The organism is Chitinophaga sp. CCNWYY40, from assembly GCF_037483205.1.
Classification (GTDB): domain Bacteria; phylum Bacteroidota; class Bacteroidia; order Chitinophagales; family Chitinophagaceae; genus Chitinophaga; species Chitinophaga ginsengisegetis.
The window spans coordinates 611,118-630,494 of sequence record NZ_JBBHLF010000006.1; the positions used below are offsets into that span (position 1 = coordinate 611,118).

Annotated in this window: 15 protein-coding genes; 5 read left to right on the top strand and 10 right to left on the bottom strand. The window is 47.9% G+C overall.

What is annotated here, in order from left to right; translation table 11 throughout:
* Positions 1 to 8: 8 nt before the first annotated feature.
* The 4 genes from V7S65_RS25360 to V7S65_RS25375 all read left to right on the top strand — a co-directional run bounded on the left by V7S65_RS25360 (position 9) and on the right by V7S65_RS25375 (position 7,708).
* The gene (locus tag V7S65_RS25360) at positions 9 to 1,511 is read left to right on the top strand and encodes a RagB/SusD family nutrient uptake outer membrane protein (protein ID WP_336388241.1); all 1,503 of its coding nucleotides are present in this window, start codon (positions 9 to 11) and stop codon (positions 1,509 to 1,511) included.
* Positions 1,512 to 1,651: 140 nt separating this feature from the next.
* Positions 1,652 to 4,618 carry a glycoside hydrolase family 38 N-terminal domain-containing protein gene (locus V7S65_RS25365; RefSeq protein ID WP_336388242.1) on the top strand — a complete coding sequence of 989 codons (2,967 nt, stop codon included), beginning with the start codon at positions 1,652 to 1,654 and terminating at the stop codon, positions 4,616 to 4,618.
* 4 nt (positions 4,619 to 4,622) lie between these two features.
* Entirely contained in the window at positions 4,623 to 6,419 is a 1,797-nt protein-coding gene (locus V7S65_RS25370; RefSeq protein WP_336388243.1) for a class I mannose-6-phosphate isomerase, read from the top strand.
* Between the two features lie 2 nt (positions 6,420 to 6,421).
* Positions 6,422 to 7,708, top strand: coding sequence for an MFS transporter (locus V7S65_RS25375; RefSeq protein ID WP_336388244.1), 1,287 nt, complete (start codon positions 6,422 to 6,424; stop codon positions 7,706 to 7,708).
* A 5-nt stretch (positions 7,709 to 7,713) separates the two neighbouring features.
* On the opposite strand, the gene V7S65_RS25380 is transcribed toward V7S65_RS25375, so the two are convergent.
* The 9 genes from V7S65_RS25380 to V7S65_RS25420 form a co-directional block, all read right to left on the bottom strand.
* Positions 7,714 to 9,771, bottom strand: coding sequence for an endonuclease/exonuclease/phosphatase family protein (locus V7S65_RS25380; protein WP_336388245.1), 2,058 nt, complete (start codon positions 9,769 to 9,771; stop codon positions 7,714 to 7,716).
* Between the two features lie 85 nt (positions 9,772 to 9,856).
* Positions 9,857 to 12,286 carry a TonB-dependent siderophore receptor gene (locus V7S65_RS25385; protein WP_336388246.1) on the bottom strand — a complete coding sequence of 810 codons (2,430 nt, stop codon included), beginning with the start codon at positions 12,284 to 12,286 and terminating at the stop codon, positions 9,857 to 9,859.
* A 132-nt stretch (positions 12,287 to 12,418) separates the two neighbouring features.
* The gene (locus tag V7S65_RS25390; protein ID WP_336388247.1) at positions 12,419 to 12,754 is read right to left on the bottom strand and encodes a nuclear transport factor 2 family protein; all 336 of its coding nucleotides are present in this window, start codon (positions 12,752 to 12,754) and stop codon (positions 12,419 to 12,421) included.
* 90 nt (positions 12,755 to 12,844) lie between these two features.
* Positions 12,845 to 13,408, bottom strand: coding sequence for a Crp/Fnr family transcriptional regulator (locus V7S65_RS25395; RefSeq protein ID WP_336388248.1), 564 nt, complete (start codon positions 13,406 to 13,408; stop codon positions 12,845 to 12,847).
* A 97-nt stretch (positions 13,409 to 13,505) separates the two neighbouring features.
* On the bottom strand, positions 13,506 to 14,210 hold the full coding sequence (locus tag V7S65_RS25400) for a hypothetical protein (RefSeq protein ID WP_079473436.1): 705 nt from the start codon (positions 14,208 to 14,210) through the stop codon (positions 13,506 to 13,508).
* A gap of 60 nt (positions 14,211 to 14,270) precedes the next feature.
* Entirely contained in the window at positions 14,271 to 15,302 is a 1,032-nt protein-coding gene (locus V7S65_RS25405; RefSeq protein ID WP_336388249.1) for a hypothetical protein, read from the bottom strand.
* Between the two features lie 12 nt (positions 15,303 to 15,314).
* Positions 15,315 to 16,061, bottom strand: a complete 747-nt coding sequence (locus tag V7S65_RS25410) for a hypothetical protein (protein WP_336388250.1) — start codon at positions 16,059 to 16,061, stop codon at positions 15,315 to 15,317.
* A 7-nt stretch (positions 16,062 to 16,068) separates the two neighbouring features.
* Positions 16,069 to 16,800 carry an HmuY family protein gene (locus tag V7S65_RS25415; RefSeq protein ID WP_336388251.1) on the bottom strand — a complete coding sequence of 244 codons (732 nt, stop codon included), beginning with the start codon at positions 16,798 to 16,800 and terminating at the stop codon, positions 16,069 to 16,071.
* Between the two features lie 81 nt (positions 16,801 to 16,881).
* Positions 16,882 to 17,556 carry an HmuY family protein gene (locus V7S65_RS25420; protein WP_111579366.1) on the bottom strand — a complete coding sequence of 225 codons (675 nt, stop codon included), beginning with the start codon at positions 17,554 to 17,556 and terminating at the stop codon, positions 16,882 to 16,884.
* Between the two features lie 208 nt (positions 17,557 to 17,764).
* Between V7S65_RS25420 and V7S65_RS25425 the strand changes: the two genes are divergently transcribed.
* On the top strand, positions 17,765 to 18,094 hold the full coding sequence (locus V7S65_RS25425; RefSeq protein ID WP_336388252.1) for an antibiotic biosynthesis monooxygenase family protein: 330 nt from the start codon (positions 17,765 to 17,767) through the stop codon (positions 18,092 to 18,094).
* A gap of 164 nt (positions 18,095 to 18,258) precedes the next feature.
* On the opposite strand, the gene V7S65_RS25430 is transcribed toward V7S65_RS25425, so the two are convergent.
* Entirely contained in the window at positions 18,259 to 19,248 is a 990-nt protein-coding gene (locus V7S65_RS25430) for a helix-turn-helix transcriptional regulator (protein ID WP_159454495.1), read from the bottom strand.
* Positions 19,249 to 19,377 lie beyond the last annotated feature (129 nt).

The following is a 19,377-nucleotide window of genomic DNA, read 5'->3' on the forward strand; positions in this document are numbered from 1 at the left end:
ATATGAAAATGAAAACGACTAAACATATCATACTCGCGTTGCTGGTGTTGCTCAGTTGCTCCTGCAAAAAATTCCTGGAACAAAAACCCACGAATTTTCTGCCACCGGATGCCGACCTCTCCGATCCTAAAGTAGCACGCGCGCTGGCAAACGGTTCTTACCAGTACCTGCAGGGTTTCTTACAGGGACAACCATCTTCCTATGGCGGTAACGTCTACAACCTGATGGAGTTCATGACCGGCAAGGCCAACAGTGATCTCGGGCAAACCGGGTTTGCTTCTTTTCAGAATCTCAGCTATAACGCCACCTCCTTTTATGTGGATACCTGGTGGCAACGTTTATACCTGGGCGTAGGCGCCTGTAACCTGGCCCTCGAAAAGCTGCCGCAGGCAGCCGTGTCTGATGCGGATAAAACCAATATGCTGGCAGAAGCGCATACCCTGCGGGCACTTTATTATTTTCACCTGGTAAGATTGTATGGTGCAGTGCCAAAAGTAACCGAGGTGCCTAAAGACCTGAACCTTAATCTGCCCCGTACAGAAGCAAAGGCGATTTATGATGAGATCATTATCCCGGATCTGCTCACCGCGGCAAAATCAACATTGCCCTGGTCAGATAAAACCGGTAAAGTATCAATGGGACTCGTTCAATCGCTTCTCGCGGATGTATACCTGACCTACGCCGGTGCTGCTATTAACGGAGGTAACCAGTACTATGCGCTGTCTGCCGCTGCTTCCAAGTCAGTAATTGACAACGGCGGTTATACGCTGTTCCCGGAATACACAGACATGATCAACCCGGCTAATAAAAATCTTGGGGAGTTCATTTTCCAGGTACAGTACGCGGCTGCCGTACCAAGCCTTAATCCGCTTACACCGCTTACCATTCCCAACTACGCAGGTATTTCACAATATTCTGATGAGTATGGATCTGTATACCCTACCCCGCAGTTTATTGCATCGTTCCCTGCCGGTGATAAAAGGATACAGGAAAGACAATTCTTTTACACCAAGTACAAGAAGAAAGCGCCCAGTACTGATACCATTACCTTTAAAGGCCGGTATATTTACAAATGGTTTGATATTTTAGCGGTGACAAGCACTGCAAAATCAGATCTCAACTATACCCTTTACCGCCTGGCAGATGTATACCTGATGTATGCTGAAGCTTCCAACCGCGCAGGAGGTGGTCCGAATGCAAGTGCCATCAGCTATGTAAATGCGATCCGCGCCCGCGCTAAACTGGCGCCGCTGCCTACTATGTCACAAGCCGCTTTTGAGCAGGAAGTATGGCTGCAGCGTTATTTTGAACTTTGCTTTGAAAATAAAATGTGGTTCGATATGATACGGACCCGGAAAGTGCATAATGATGTGACCGGCAACTGGGATAATTTTGTTGGACATAGAACCGTATTCGGCGCTACGTTCGCAGCAAAACAATTGCTATTTCCTGTTCCGAAACAGGAAAGTGATGTGAACCCGAAGTTGTTACCTAATAACCCGGGATTCTAACAGCGGATATTATTTTATTATCCGGAGATGGGAAGATGCGTGCATCTTCCCATTTTCTTTTACCGGGAACAATCCTAACGCTCAGCGACCAATTCCAGATTCCCTTCAGAATATTGAAATATGTATGTATGTTTGTACATATGAAGCATATAATAGCAAAACTCCTGTTATCTAGCTGCTTTCTGGCCGGCGGCGCAAGCGCACGGGACCTAAAATTTCCCGGTACATACAACAGGGATTTAGCCCTTTACCAGGCCGGCGCTGATTTATCACAGCAGCAGGCGCCCTTTACCAGCATAGAACTGCAACCCACCATCGCTTACCTGAATCATCATGGCGCTCCCGCCCGAATGGTACGCATGCGCTTCCACGGCGGCAAAAGCTACCAGCCGGCAATGGTGTATATGTACTTTAATGGGCATGAGGATAGTCTTGCGCTGCCGGCAAACCCGGATGGGATCCAGGATTATGAACTGCCGCTGCCCGGCGAAGCCGTAGACAAAGACACCCAGCTGTTTGTTCGCCTGCAGAGCGGTGGACAAACCTATACCGCCCGTTGTATTGTTTCACCCACCCGGCAATGGAATGTATACCTCATGCCCCACTCGCATGTGGATGTAGGGTATACCAACGTACAGGCAAAGGTGCTGGCCATTCATATGAACAACATCGATGAAGCCATTAAAATAGCCGCCCGCACGGCCGGCTATCCGCCGGAAGCCCGCTTCAAATGGAACACGGAAGCCCTTTGGGTGGTAGATAAATACCTCGCCGCCGCCAGCGATGAAAAGAAACAGACATTCCGCGAAGCCGTAAAAAAAGGATGGATCAACCTCGACGGCGCTTACGCCAATACCAATACCAGCGCCACTTCTCCTGCACAACTGCTGCAACTGTTTGCTACAGGCGCACGGCTTGCAAAAGACTATGGCATTACCATCAACACCATGTTCCAGGGAGATGTTCCCGGCGCCTCATGGGGGCTGATCAGCCAGTCGGCCATCACTGGTATAAAATATTTCCTCAGCGCGCCCAACGCCAACGACCGCATCGGCAGCTCCGGGCAATGGCGCGATAAACCCTTCTACTGGCAGGATGCCTCCGGCAAGCAACAGGTTCTCTTCTGGCAGTCGTCGCCCTACTCTATCGGCTATACGCTGAAAGGAAGCAAAATACCCAACTTCTTTACCATAGAAGATCCCAAGCCGTATTACACCGGCAAACCCAGTGAAAATTTTCTCAACCCCTATCTTTTTGATTATCTCTCCCAGCTGGAACATAACCACTTCCCCTATAACATGACGCTCCTCACCTGGGCCATGAGCGATAATGCACCCATAGACCCTGAGCTGCCGGACGCTGTAAAAGCATGGAATGAGCGGTATACATCTCCCAAACTTATTATCACCTCGGTAAAACAATTCTTTCACGATTTTGAAGCCGGATGGAAAGATAAAATCCCTGTGCTCAGCGGCGACTACACCGAATACTGGACAGATGGCATCGCCTCAGCTGCGAAAGAAACTGCCATCAACCGGAACGCATCTGACCGGCTGCAACAGGCCGGCGCCATCTGGGCTATCAGGGGAAAATCCGGCTACCCTTCGGACTCTTTCCGTAATACCTGGACGGACCTCATCATGTTCAATGAACATACCTGGGGCGCTTTCAACAGCGTATCCAACCCGCAGGATCCCAAAGCCGTAGCCCAGTGGCAGTTTAAACAAGCCTTTGCACTGGATGCCCGGGCCCGGTCGGAAGCGCTGCTCCGCAGCAGTACTGACGGCAACGGATATACCGGCAGTGCCACAGGCGTACAAGCCATAGACGTTTACAATACCCTCGGTCATTCCCGCACCGCATTGGTGCGCATACCTGCCGCCCTCAGTACTTCCGGCGATCTCGTGAAAGACCTCAATGGCAGAAAATTACCATCGCAAAGGCTCAGCACCGGTGAATTGGCCTTTCTGGCAACAGCGCTCCCTCCTTTCTCCAAACAGCGATTTACTATTCACGCAGGCAATGGAGCCTCACCTAAAAAAGCAACTGTTACGGATTACAGCCTCGATAACGGCATTTACTCCGTCCGGGTTGATCCAAAGACCGGCAACATCACGCAGCTCCTTAAAAAGGGCTATAGCGGCAACCTTGCCGACTCCGCCGGATTGAACCAATACACTTATATGCCCGGCGACTCCGCGGAAAAAATACAATACAGCGGACCGGCGGATATTCATATCAAAGAAAAAGGCCCGCTGGTAGTAAGCCTGGTGATCAACACACCGGCACCAGGGGCGCACTCACTCAGCCGCGAAATACAACTCACTGCAGGCACCGACCAGGTTACACTGATTAACACCATCGATAAAACTGCCATTGGCAGCAAAGAAAGCGTACACTTTGTATTTCCCTTCCGTATTCCCGGCGCACAGGTGCGTTACAGCATCCCGTGGGGAAGTATCGCCGCCGAAGCAGACCAGTTACCCCATACTAACAGGAACTGGTATACGCAGCAACGTTGGGTAGATGTATCCGGGAAAAATACGGGCGTTACCTGGTCGGGCCCCGACGCGCCCCTGTTTGAAATCGGGCAATACCCCACTGCAGGGCTGCTCGGCGGGTTACATAGCTCTCCCCGCTGGATTTCGTTTACAGAGCAGCAACCCCTTATCTCTTCCTGGGTAATGAACAACCTGTGGCATACCAATTTCCGTAGAGACCAGGAAGGGATCACTACCTTTCATTATTACCTGCAGGTACACGGCCAGTTTGATGCCGAAGATGTTAACAATAACGGGCTGGAAAATCATCAGCCACCGGTTGTTACGGCTGCGGATGGCGCCCCTTCGGAGAGCCTGTTCTTTAACATCAGCGGGAAAAATGTATATGTGGAAAACCTCTACCCCGCATCAGATGGCAATGGTGTATTGCTGCAACTGGTAAATACTTCCGGTCATACGGCCACGGTTACACTAACATCAAAAAATAAATCCACCGCTTTAAATATTTCAGAAAGCGACATACTGGAAACAAACAAGCACACACTTCCGGATAGTTTCACCATTCCCGGTAAAGGAATAATAATGGTCCGTGTGGCAAAAAAATAAGATTATGATCTGGCGAGAATCAGCACAACCCTTGCTGCCGGAACATGCAGCAACCCCACCACCCGATACCTATAACAGGTACCCGGCCCATCCGCTCGGCCATGGAAAGATACAGACAGGCTATGAATCACTGGCCAGGTGGATGGTACAGCATCCGCTGGTACTGATAGACGGCTATGCAGGCATTTTCTGGGATAAGATCCATACAGCACTGAAACTGGAATTTGCACATATAGGCATTAACGTTAAGTGGCATGATACGCGGGGCCTGCTAAAAAGCAACGATTGTATACAGGAGCTGGTCGGCCCTTTTATTGGCAATGAAGGCGATGTGTGGGGTACAAAAACTTCTTTACAGATCACTGATTTCTTTGATGATGAAAAACTGGCAGCGTTATCTTTCGATGGTCCTTATGATCTTCATATCGTATCAGGCAGTGGCGCCGCGCTCACTCACGCCACTGCCCCGGTGATATACCTGGATCTTCCAAAAAACGAACTCCAGTACCGCATGCGCGCCGGCACTATCACTAACTTCGGCAGCAATACTGCCGGTGGCAGCGCTGAAATGTATAAACGGTTTTACTTTGTGGATTGGGTAGTGCTCAATAACTACAAACAAACCCTGCTGCCACGCATTCACATCATAGCCGATACCCAATGGCCGGATCATATTGCCTGGGCATTTAATAAAGATCTGCAGGCAGGCATTTACCAGCTGACCCACTCCACTTTCCGGGTGCGGCCCTGGTTTGAAGCCGGCGCCTGGGGCGGCCAGTGGCTGAAAACACATATCAATGGCATTAACACGGAAGAGATAAATTACGCCTGGTCTTTTGAATTGATTGTTCCGGAAAACGGGGTGCTCTTTGAAAGCGATGGTATCCTGATGGAAATTCCTTTTGAATGGCTGATGTATGCACAGCACACCGCCATCCTGGGCAATCATGCCGGTATCTTTAAATATGAATTCCCTATCCGCTTCGACTTCCTCGATACATTTGACGGCGGCAACCTCTCCATTCAATGTCATCCTACAATGGATTATATCCGTACACATTTCGGTGAAACATTCACACAGGATGAAACTTACTATATCCTGGACTGTAAAGCCGGCGCCACCGTGTACCTCGGCTTCCAGGACGGGATTAATCCGGGAGTGTTCAGAACCAAACTTGAAAACAGCCGGGATCTTGGTATTCCCATAGAAATAACGGATTTTGTACAGCAACATACGGCAGATAAACATACCTTGTTCCTGGTGCCTAACGGAACGGTACACAGCGCCGGCGCCAATAACCTGGTACTGGAGATCAGCGCCACTCCTTACATTTTTACGTTTAAAATGTACGACTGGCTGCGGCCCGGTCTGGACGGGAAACCCAGGGCCATCAATATCGATCACGCCTTTCATAACCTGGATTTCAGCAGGCAGGGCAAAGCCGTAAAAGAACAACTGATTGCTGCACCGGTGATAATAGAGCAGGACGCAGATTACCAACTGGTGCATCTGCCTACACATGCTGCGCATTTTTATGATGTACACCGGCTGGAATTCAGCACCAGCATAAATATCACCACCAACGGCAACTGCCTGGTGATGATGCTGGTAGAAGGCAGTTCCATAACGGTCACTACCGCCAACGGGCATACGATAATATATCATTATGCTGAAACTTTTGTGATACCGGCTGCAGCGGTAGCCTGCCGGATCACCAGCAATAACGGGGAACAGGTGAAACTGATCAAAGCATTTTTAAAGCCATCGCATCCGGTTTATCAACAAATAGCATCCACCTGAACATGCAGCAACAAGGCCAACATCTCACCTTCATTACACTGGTAGCCTCCCTGGGCGGCTTCCTCTTTGGTTTTGATATGGCCGTGGTATCCGGCATCCTGCCCTTTGTGGAGCACCAGTTTTCCTTATCGCCTGCACAACTGGGTTGGTTTGTTTCATCGGCGCTGGCGGGTTGTATTGTTGGGGTAATTTTTGCCGGCGACATCAGCGACCGCCTCGGCAGGAAAAAACTATTGTTCCTGTCGGCAGCACTGTTTGTACTCACGGCGCTGGGCTGCACTTTTATCCCGGTATTCTCCTGGCTCATTGCAGCACGCATCCTCGGCGGTATGGCGGTAGGCATCGCCTCCAGCGTAGTGCCGCTCTATCTTTCTGAAATTGCCCCCGATCACCTGCGGGGCCGGTTAGTTACCTATTATCAGCTGGCCGTTACCATTGGTATTTTCAGCGCTTATGGCAGCAATGCCCTGCTGCTGAAGTACGCCGCTACCCCGTCTCAAAGCGGGTGGGGGCTGATCACCGGCCTGGAAGTATGGCGCAAAATGTTTGGGGTAGGTATTTTCCCGGCACTGCTTTTTTTACTGGGCATTACTTTTATCCCGGAAAGTCCGCGGTGGCTGAAGCAACAGCACATCACCACAACAGCTAACACCACCGGGTATACGCAGTTATTGGCGCCACGTTTCCGCCGCGCTTTACTGATTGCTATCCTGCTGCCGTTGTTTTCGCAGTTCAGTGGCATTAATGCTATTATTTATTATGGGCCTACTATCCTGCACCAGTCCGGGCTTACACTGAACAGCTCTCTTATCAGCCAGTTGTTTTTCGGCGCGGCAAATGTGCTCTTTACTTTTATTGCCATCTGGAAAGTGGATAGTCTTGGCCGGCGCCCCTTATACCTGTGGGGTACCGCCGGAGCTGCGGTGAGCCTGCTGCTGACAGGCATCTGCTTTTACGCAGGCGCCGTAAACGGTATCTATCTCCTGCTTTGTGTATTGGCTTTCCTGGCTTGTTTTGCTTTTTCCATCGGGCCGTTGAAGTTTGTGATTGCTGCGGAAATATTCCCCGACAGCATCCGCGCAAAAGCACTGTCACTCAGCATTATGGTGATGTGGACGGCCGACGCTATCATGGGACAGCTAACGCCCATCATGCTGGCATCTATAGGTACACCTCAAACATTCTGGTGCTTTTCCTTATGCTGTGTATTTGCTTTTATAACGGTATACAAACTGGTACCGGAAACCAAGGGCCAGTCGATGGAAGCCATCCAGCAACACTGGCACTAAGATCCTCACCTGATATCAAATACCGTTAATACCGCCGCATGATCAGATGCCCACACATCATCGATCTCCGGCGCTGTTCTGATAATTTTGGAAGATACCGCTTTAATGCCCGGGCCTTTATAGTAAATAAAATCTATCCGCGACGTTTGCAGATGCCCGTAAATAGCGGCGAAAGTACCTCCCTGGTGCGTTACTTCATTGGGCTGCAATTCCCGGTAACTATCGCGGTAGCCCCGTTCCAGCATGAACCTGGAAGCCGGCAATAACACCGGACCATATCCATAGTGTAAAAATGCTGCTCTCTCCGTCCAGTCGAGGTGGCTCCCTGAATTAAAGTCACCGGCCAAAATCACCGGCAATGATGTATCTGCCGCTACCACCGGGTCAATATCCTGCTCCAGGTTTTTTCGTGCATCCGTTACCGCTAGTTCACTATCTTCCTTCACCCAGTCGTTAGTGTTTAAGCCCGGAATAGGATAAAAGTCGGTGTACTCATGTTTATAGGCATACCTCAGCCACCAGTTGCCGATAAGTACTTTACGGTTACCCGGCAGCTGAACCACAGCCGTGTTAGATTTGAAATTATCATTGGAAGAATGCTTCTCCAACGAATACCTGCTGAACAACGCCAGGTTAGCGCCCGGAGCATATGTTTGCAAGTGGAACCCCAGCGTATCATTCAGGAACTGTTGCGTACCATAGGCTTCCTGCATACTGATAATATCGGCATTGGTTCGCAGCAATAATTCCTTTATCCGGTTAGGACCGTTGTTGCCCACATGCACGCCGCCATGCCAGATGTTCCACTGCAGCAGCTTTACCGTATACGGATTGGTAGCGGAAGAAGACACCACCGTTTTTACAATATTGGAGTGTGCAGCCTGCGGCGTGTAGGCGACACCGTTTAAGGCAAAGGAAGCAACAGCTGCATACAAAGTATCTCCTGCCACTGCTTCTTTCTTTACATCAAAAGTAACCAGGAAATAATTTACCCCGTCTTGTAAGGTATATCCATCTGCCGGAGGCAAAATTATTTGCATGCGCTGCTGCGGTACTTTTCCGGACCCGGACAATTCCTTCCTGGTAGCGGAACGCGGCGATTTGCCGGCATAATATACATGCACCGCTGCAATATCAGATAAGTTGGTGTTACGCGACAGATCCAGTTGCAAAGCGGTTAACTTCAGCGGATCCTTACTACCGTTGGCGACTATACGCAATTTAAGTACCTGGTCGTTAGTGCTGCCCTGATCCGCATCCCATTCGCTTTGTATGGTAACGGCGTTAAACAATTGTTGTTTGCCGGCAGGTGTTTTAAACAAAGGGTTATCATTTTTCACCAATGTAGCTAAAGGTAATTTCCCTTTATAGTTCTTCCGGGTATTTCTCATATGATACGCCTGGTGGCCTTTCCCTACCAGGTTAAGGCTTACATCATCCTGCATATCATCAAAAGTATAATAGCCTTTCAACGCTTTGAAACCAGGATGACGGGCACTCAGCGGTTGATACATCCATTGGCGGATAACAGCTGGCGATAACGCCACCGTCCATATCCTCACTTCATCTATACAACCGCCAAAGGTGCTGGAATCCATATCATTGGTGCCTATGGCCCCTGGCAAAATATCTATAGCGCCTTTTGCGCGGCCCACTTCCCTCCCATCGAGATACAGTTTGGTTTCCACCCCATTACAGGTAGCGGCCACATGATGCCAGTTGCTATCCAGTATACCCGTTGCCGTTATATGCGCTTTTTCGCTGTGCAGATGGCCGTTTTGGATCATTAACGGGCGATTGTCAACATGAGGATACTCCGAATATTCACCTCCTCCAATAATCACCTCTTTCGCCTTCCAAATGTTATCATTCCCTTTAATCCAGGCTTCCACCGTCCATTGTTTACGGATGATATCCATACCGATACAGGGATTATTGTCGTTTCCATCCAGCAGGAGCGCCTGGTTGCCGGTTTGCGCGCGGGATACGAGCACACCCGCCATTATACATATGCCGGTGAGGCTCACCTTTTTCCAGTAACGGAAGCACAGGTCGATTTTCATTGTTGCTTTTTTATTGTTCACTTCTTCTGCAAAATAAAAAACCGGTTTGAGATAAACCGGTTTTTTATTTTTTCTTCGGGAGATATCAGAAGCGGTAAGCCACGTTAAACCTGAAATTACGCCCGGCCTCTGTTTGCCAGGAGTAGTACCCTCCCCAGTCTTCATAAGTACCGGAATAAAGATATTTATCAAGTATATTATAAATATTGGCGGTTACCCGGATCTTACCCTTCTCCCAGAAAACACTGCCGTCCAGCCGGAAGTAATCCGGTAAACCAATCAAATTAGCAGCGCTTGTTGCGGTCCAGGTATCGCGGTCCTTCATATAACTGAAGCCTCCGGAAAAGCCGAGCCCTTTCAACGCGCCCTGTTCCAGCTTATAACTCAGCCAGGCGTTCACGTTATGCGTTGCATAACCCGGAACACGGTCGCCTACCTTCAGATCTGGTATTGCTTTGGTAGCTTCATCGATTTTGGAATCGGTATAGGCGTAATTGACCAGGAGATTTAATCCCGGCAACAATTCTCCTTTCATATCGAATTCTATTCCCTGTGTTTTGGTTTGCCCCAGCACCACGGAGAACTGTTCGTTCTGCTGATTATCAGGATCTGATCTTAATTCATCCTTCCGGATAATGCGATAAACGGATAAAGTGGTACTCCACTTACTATCCATCCAGTCTCTTTTTAATCCAACCTCCAGGTTGTTGCCTGTTTTAGGTTTGATCTTGCTGCTGTCTCTCATGAAACCGGTTTGCGGAATAAACGACTGATCGTACAGTGCATATGCGGATGTCTGTTTATCGATAGAAACGCTCAATCCCACGCGCGGTGTGAATTTCTTTGCATCATAGGAAGGGCCACCTTCATTTTGCTTTACATAGGTATAGCGGCCTGCCAGCGTTAACCGGATCCTGTTCTCCAGGAAGCCCAGTTCGTCCTGCAAATACAATCCTGTATAAGACTGGTCGTTAATGTTGGGATTACGCTGTTCCAGTGGCGTACTCCAGTCCCAAACAGGATACCCGTTATTAGGCGGACCATAATTGGGATGGTGTGAATCAAATTCTCCTCCCACAGAATCGAGCAGGAAATACTGACCGAAATCGGCCATGAAATTTTTGATCCCCATATCCAGTCCGCCGAGAATACGGTGGCGTATTTTACCGGTTTGTACGTCGCCATTTACATATGCCTGTCCGAATTTATATTCGCTTTTGGCATCCCAGCTGCCTATTCCCCGGATCATGGTACCATCGGGGTTTACCGCATCCGGCCATACGTTGGCGCCACGTTGTGCATAGTTAAAATAAGACAGCTGCGTAGTAAGTTTCCATTGATTGCTGATCTGGTGCTGTAAGTTAACAAAGACGCTGTGATCATCGATATTGGTGGGGGTAAGACCGGCACTTACCAGGGTAAAATCCCGCGGGAGCACACCATATCCTTCTTTCGCAAAGGAATAAGCGCTTCCCGGATCAGACATCTTCACATGCTGGTAGGTATATTCCGCGGTAAGGGTGGTTTGATCGCTGATCTTATAGGTGATAGCCGGCGCTACCACGTAACGGTTGTTGTATTCATAAGGACGGAAAGAGTTTTTATTCTGCCCCATTACATTCAAACGATAAAGCAACTTCCCGGTTTTTTCCAGTTTCCCGTCCAGGTCCAGTGAGGCGCGGTAAAGGTCGAAGCTCCCGAGGGTAAAGGAAGCTTCTCCATTAAACCCCGCGCCGGTAGGCTTTTTTGTTACCACATTATAAATTCCGCTGGGTTCGCCGTTGCTCATCATAAAACCGGCGGGGCCTTTTACAAATTCAATATGGTCTACCATGCTCATATCTTCATTGAGTGGGCCCCAGCTGGAGGTAACGTTCACGCCATTACGAAAAGCGCTGGCACGGGACCCGCGGGTATTGATACGGGTGTACAGATCCGCCCAGTGTTCTACGCGGGTGGCGCCGCTCACCAGTCTATTCACACCATCTGCCATTGTCAGCATTTGCTGATCGGCCATTACGCGGGAAGTGATAATCTGTACATTCTGTGGAATTTCTTTCAAAGGTTCATTCAGCCTTAGCGAAGAAGAAGGTACATCTGCCTTATAACGGTTTTTCTTCTCTGTTACAGACACCTCTAACAGTTCGCCGGCAATTTGTACCAGGGTAAAATCGGCCACGGTGGTTCTTCCGTTGCGTACCGTTACTTTCCGTTCCTCCTGTTTAACACCCACGCCTGAAACGCGGAGCAGGTAGCTGCCTGCAGGAATATCTGACAACAGGAAACGCCCTTCCGTGTCAGTAGTGGTTCCTTTATTCAATGCAGGAACCGCCACCGTAACCGCCTCGGCAGGTTTACCTTCCTGGCTGAGGATAATCCCGGTTACTGCGCCCGGACCCTGTTTTTGCGCCTGCGCAATAACGGGTACAAACAGGCAAAGTATCAATAGAACTGGATTCAAATGCCGGCGGACAGTACCTTTCAGCATATCTCTCATTACGTAAAAATGGTTCATCGTAGTAGTTGTGTTTAAGCGAAACAAAACTACCGTCAGCGTGAATAGCGGGGTTACGCAATTGGGAAAATTACTTACGCAATGAGGAAAAATAAAGTAATAGCGTGGAACTGCCACGCTATTACCGGGAAACTATTTCGCCGTCTCAAACAGCGGCCGTGGGTCAAACACCACCTGGAACGAGCGGATACGTCCCTGTTCCAGCTGGTACCAGCCGCAGCTTAATATGGGTTTATTATCCATGATCACGTCGTACCAGAGGCACACGTCGTTGCCATCGGCAAACACCTTCCTGATGTTGTATTTCAGTTTCATCCGTTCCATATCGGTGAAATAGGCATCAGCGCCATGACGGGTTCCCAGCACGCCGGTAAACGTAAGATCGTCTGTTACACATTCGCGCGCGGTGGTGAAATCTTCTTCATTTAACGAATTGATAAAGCGCAATACTGTTTCTGTTGTATTCATATACACTGCTGTTAAATAGTTAAAAATGATGGCGTAAAGGTCCGCAGATCCAGCCATTTTAACCTGTGACAATCGTCACAAACAGTGTACCTATCTCCTGCTGCGGATGCGGCTTAATGTTTCCCTCGCCACGCCGAGGTAAGAAGATAGCTGTGTAAGCGACACCCGCTGCAACAAACCGGGGTCATGCTCTTCAAGAAATTCGTACCGCTCCTGCGGACTCATTAATTTAAACATAGCCGCATGCTTTTCCTGCTTTGCGGCAATCTGCTGAAGACATTTCCGGCCCAGCGCTTCTATGGCAGGGTCCAGCAGGGATACTTCGCGCAGCTTCTTTATGTCAAACCGGATAGCAGTCAGCGGCTCCGATGCCTGGATGGAGAAATCCGACTTTTCGCCAGTAGCCAGACTATTTATATTGGTAGCGATGTCATTTTCAAAAAAGAAGGCCGTGTTGATATCCTGCCCGTCTTTGTTGTAGAAGGCCCTGCAGTAGCCGCTGCTCACGAAAAACAACGCATCACATACTTTCCCTGCCTGCAAAAGGTATTCATCTTTGGAGAATACGATTGTTGTTAATGCCGGCGCAAGCGTCTGCCAGTTACCTGGTGAGAAGCCGGTAAGAGAATGGATATATCTCAATAAATTTTCCATACCCAAACTTATAACAATCTAAAAAGAAAAGCGACTGTTTCCACAGCCGCTTTTCTTTTTATCGAGGAAGCATTACAGCAGTAATTCCCATTGACTATTATAAAGTTTTGTAACGGAAATGATAATATGGGAAAGTACCACCTGTAACCTGGTTCTGGTAGATAGAGATGATCTCAAATGCTACCACGGTGGTACCGGATTTGAATAACAACGTACGACCGCTAACAGGCGTAACGGTGTGTCCTGCACTCCAGTTGTAAATATACCAGCCCTTGCCGTTGGCGAGCGCTGATACTGCAGGAGGTATACCTGTACCTACTACGGTATTCATACCAATTGTATTGGCAACAGGTACGGTAGCGGTAGTCCAGTCGGCGGCTACCACACTTGAAAATGCTTTGTCTACAAAACGCAGTTCGTCTGTGCCGCCGGCGGTAATATCACCTGTAGCGACGCCAGAGAATTTGATATTGTAGCTGGCGGGAGTTCCGGCATCGTTATCTGAAAAACGCCAGAAGAAAGTGCCATTGGCCGGCTGACCCGGATCGGTTGAATAAATTTGCTTGAAATTTTCAACGCGGTAAACAGTACCAGTGCGGTACACTTTACCCTGGCCATTGTTATTGGTAATATCAACGCTGCCGCCATCAGGAACAACAACATCTGCCTGTACACGGCCATTCACTGACTGCAGACCGGGAGCGGCAACATCATTGTTTTTGGAGCAGGATGCGAGGAACATGGCTCCTGTTCCCAACAACACCCATGATAATTTTGAAAGGTTTCTGGTTAATCTGGTCATTACGATAGGGTTTAAATTAATAATGATTAAAAAAGGAATACTGCTATAATAAGTTTATAGTTAATCGGTAATCGTGATCGTCACAGATCCGGTTACTTCCACATAGTTTTTCCGGGTGTTCATCCAGCTCCAGAAGGAGAAGAAATCGCTGGTACGAAGTTGTATCCCCATACCTTTATCGTCAAAGCCACCCAATTCATAGGTGCCTTTGGGGAAATCGGCCGGTACCTTGTAAGTGGCTGTTGTTTCCGTAAAACTTTCCAGCGTAAACGTACCGATCTCGCGTTCGGACCAGTCGGCCTTATAGCCGTACACCCTGGCATCTTTCATATCCACAAAGCTGGTTCCGGAGAAAGTAAGGTTGCCGCTTCGTTTTACAGTAATGGAGGTGGTTAAAGGAGCGGCTTTAGGACGCCTGCTTTCAGGATAGATGATTCCCACCAATGCTTCACCGGTGACAGCCGATACCTGGCCGCTGGTAAACTTCAGTTTATACGCCCCTTCGCTGAAGCTGATATTTTCAGGAATAGTGACATCCACATAGTGAATATTATTTCTTACCTGGAATACTATATTCAATGCTTCTTCTTTACCGGCTGTATTCACCAGCCAGGCTTTTGTACTGGCAACATCTTCTACCAGGTATTTTACATCCCTGTTAGTGCTGATGGAGAATGTACCGCCTTTCGGTGCCGTGTAAGAACTATTTTCATTAAACTGAATACCGGGTTGATTAAGCACCAGCTTCAGGAAATAATCTTTGACGGCGCCGCTTTGCGATTTAACAGTAAACTTTGTGCCTGTAACCAGGTTCACCGGGGTACCGGAAGCAGGAGTAATGGTAGCATTATCCGAAACACGGATCACCGGGGATACCGTTGCGGGAAGTGCTGCATAGGCAGGCCAGTAAACCAGGATGCTGTCCCCGTTTATAGCCGCGTTGATCAAGCCAGTACCGCTGGTGGTTACAGCAAAGTTTTCTATCTTATTATAGGGAGAATCAGCATATGCTGTTTCCTTTTTGCAGGATGTTATCAGCGCTATGCCGGCAGTGAGTAATCCCCAATATATAAGTCTGGTAATACGGTTCATGTCGTTGATTAATTATTTCTTGTTGAGCAGATTAATACGGATTGGATTTTTTGTGGTAGCCACCTTTGCGTAGGAATACACCCTGATCCTGTAAAGCCCTTCTGCTGGTAGCATAGCAAGGATCGGGTCCGACTGCTCCTTGTACCGTATAACGGTGAAGTCTAAACGTGTCAGATCAGTTGTATTGAATGTGCTGATGTTGAGCGGGCCATATTCCTTGTTCTGTTCATCCACCAGCATCACCCTGATCATGTCCAGGTCGGCCGCAAAGCCGGCGCCATCCAGTCCAAAGGAGAAAGAATCAAAATCAAGATTCATGTTAAGGGAATAGGTATTCGGATTGGCGGCATCCGTGCTTACTTCCTGCAGGATGAGGTCCGGTTGTTGTACCTGGATGTGCAGCGTATAGGTTTTCACTTTTCCATCTTTCCCTTTCACATTGTATTTTATCTCACGTCCTTTGTGGAAGAGATCCAGCAAGTCTTCAATCATGGTACCGGAGACCGGTGTAACGGTGGCGCCGTCGCTTACTTTCATCTCAGGTTCCAAAGTAATCAGCTGCAGGTAAAATGGCAGATAAACGGTAATGGAGCTGTCTTGCTGATTGATAGCACCATAAATAGGACTTCCCTGCACATTCACAATTTTGTATTCCAGCAACTGGTTGTCCGTTTCCGGTGTGAATGGAACTATGTCTGTTTTGGTACAGGCCGGCAGCATAAAAAATACTGCCAGCAGTGTGTAGTAAAATTTCCTCATCTCTGTATTATTGAATGTCCAGGTTTTTGCTACCATCCATCTGGATGGCGTAACGGAAGGTTACATATCCGGGCTTATTGTCCCTGTTGGGATCCAGCGGATTATCTTTATAAATATTTTCGATGATCACTTTGGCGTAGTGCCCTTTGGTGGTTTTTACCACGATCACTCTTGGCATGGCATACACCACGTGTGCTTTTTTGGGATTATCGGGGAAAAGGCTGCCATAGAAATCGTAATATCCCCATCCGTCGAAATTATTCTGGAAATGATCCAGTCCGGCGTCTCTCACCACCATTTGTTCGTCTGTAACAGGTACTGTTTTAACGGATTTGAATGCGGTTGTCCAGAGATCGCGGGCGATAGGCAGTATCTTTGGTTTGAAGTTGATGGTATCATAATACTGCGCATCAAATTTACGATCGGTGATCACATAAAGTTTGGCGTTACCGGGGCCACCATATCCCGGAGAGCCAGCAGCAGCGCCGTTATTGGGATAAATACTGCTGTTGTAGATACCATAAAAAACGATATCCCATTTATTGGTTTGCTTCAATGATGCAGGGATCACTTTGTTTTCTTCCAGGCTGTAATAAAGTGATTCTGCATTGCCACCGGAAGTTGCACTGGTGTCGGCCACCAGGTTTACCACCTGGTAAACGCCCGTTTTTACTGAGCCGGCATCGCCGCCGCCTGGATCAACGGTATCGTTATTATCGCTCTTTGAGCAGGCTGCCATAGAGCAGGCAAATAATAGCATAGCAATAGCTGTTCGCCATGAAGGGTGCGAAATCATAATGATTGGAATTTCTGAAGATGATTACCTGTTTTTAAGATTCCGGCTACCGTCTGTTTGTACGAAATAGCGGAAGGTAAGGTAAGGCGCCGGCCAGAACAGATCTGTTACCACCGGTGGATTACCTTTATAGATATTTAGTATTTCCAGTTTTGCAAAATTGCCGGTCGCCGTTTTCAGCACGAAAGTCCGGTTTCTAACTGGAACGCATATATGATTATTAAGTGAATAGAAAAACCATCCCAGGCCATTGCCGTTGTCCCAACCAACACCTGCCAGTCCCTGGCTCTGAAACACTTCATCGGACGGCGCTGTGGTAACGTTATCAAATGGCTGTTCCACAATTACCAGGTTGCCCACTCCGGGGCCTTTATAACCTGGCGTACCGGCTATCTTACCATTATTAATCACCACAAAAGAGTTATACTCTTTTGAGAAAGCAATGTCCCAGTCGGCATTCTGCAAATAGCTGGCAGAATCTGCTGCATTACGTATCACATGCGTTTGCTGGTTCTTGAAACTAAAAGTCATCGTATAAAAAGGACGCTTTTCTTTTCCGTCTACTCCTTCTCCCATAGAGGCTGCAGTATCTGCAGGCAGGTCACGTATAGTAATAGCCGCATCTGCCGGTTGCAGGGCATCATTGTCTTTGCCGGAGCAGGAAGCCATCAGCAGCGCAGCAGCAAATGACACAGACATCTTCCAAAAAAAATTCTTAAACAGCATAACAATAATTGATGACGCAAAGGTGAATAATACCATTGACCATGACCGGAGAAAAAGCAACCACGAAAGGAAAAAACCGCGTCAGCACTTATTTTCCGGATATGGTAAGTGATATTCCCGAATAGGCGCATGACATAATCGTGACACAATTACTTTTGGTGTATCAAAAAATAAACTGACTATGAACAAGCATTTTGTGGCTATCAATTACATACAATGTAACAGCGATTACGCCGAAAGATTTGAGCAACTGTTTTCCTCCAGGGCACATGCCATTGACACCATGCCCGGTTTTATCAACATGCATGTATTGCGGCCAGCCAAACCGGAAGATGATTACCTGATTGTCAGCTATTGGGAGCATGAACAGGCATTTAAAGACTGGACAAAATCAGAAGCCTTTATCGCCGGCCACAGGCGCGGCTTTGAAGACCTGGCAAAAGCAAAGGCGGAAGGAAAACCCGCACCAATGCGCAGCGATTTTAAAATCTACCAGATAATCAGTGAATAATGGAAACAACATCCAGAAAACAAAAACTGATTAAATGGCTGAAACGCCTCGGCTTTTGGGGATTTATATTCTTCCTCCTGAAGGGCCTTTTCTGGCTGTATCTGATATATTGGGTTGCCAGGTAAGTCCGGCAATAAAAAAATGAAAAGGTAAGTCTGCGCGACTTACCTTTTCATTATACCCGGAGAAAATCCGAAATGCTTTTTGAAAGCCCTGGTAAAGTGGGCGGTATGTTTGTACCCGGAGAGATAAGCCACTTCTGACACACTCTTTCCTTCCGCCAACAATTCCCTCGCATGTGTCATTTTAATATTCTGCAGATAGCCATATACGGTAGTGCCGAATACCTGTTTGAAATGACTTTTAAGATAAGCATCATTGGTTCCCACCTGGTGGGAAAGATCAATCAGGGTACATGGACTGTTAATGTTTTTCGTAATAATATCCCTGGCCAGGTACATTCTGTCTACATCTTCTTTTTTTAGCTTTCTGAGAGATGAGTCCTTTGCAGAAATACCTGCCATCTGCTCATAATGAGTAAGCTGTATGGCCAGCAGCTCAATGGTTTTAGCTTTTATAAACAACTGCATATAACGCCCTTCCAGCGGGCAATTCAGCATATCAAAAAGTATGGTGCTGATATTTGCCTGTAAGGGAAAGTTATTTTTACTGAGCGGAACCGGCGCATTGTCTTTCACACTTTTCTGGAAAACATCAAACAAGGGATGTTCTTCCGGCAGAAAGTTAAGTAATAGCTCAGGACTTACACCCAGTTCAAAAATTTCCAATGGCTCTTCCGGCTCCCAGCTGAGTTGAATTTCCTGTTCAGGGAAAAACAGGTAGTTGTACTGCTGCTTCCCCATACTGGCCAGTATTGTTTTGCCGCTGTTTACATGATAACTTTTACTGCCGCTGAGCGTATAGCTCAATTGAAGAAAAGGCTGTTGATTACTGAAAACTATACTGCCGCCTTTTTCAGATTTCAGGCTGTAGTAACCCAGGGTAATACCGTCGGGGCTGTACATTTCCTGGATAGTACCGATATGTCCGTGTTGACTTAGTGCACGCTTCCGTTGCCTGAGCGTTTCCTCTCCGAGGATGTTGAACGGGCAGGGATTGAATAGTTTGTTATGGGTATTGGCTGGTGCAGACAATGGGACTGTTATTAATTTCAGAATACAAGAACAAAGCAATATTAAACCATTGGTCATTCAAAGCATTTGCGCAAAGAGGAACTTATTTTACGAATACGGGAAGATCCTTTGTCATACCCTATCTGACAA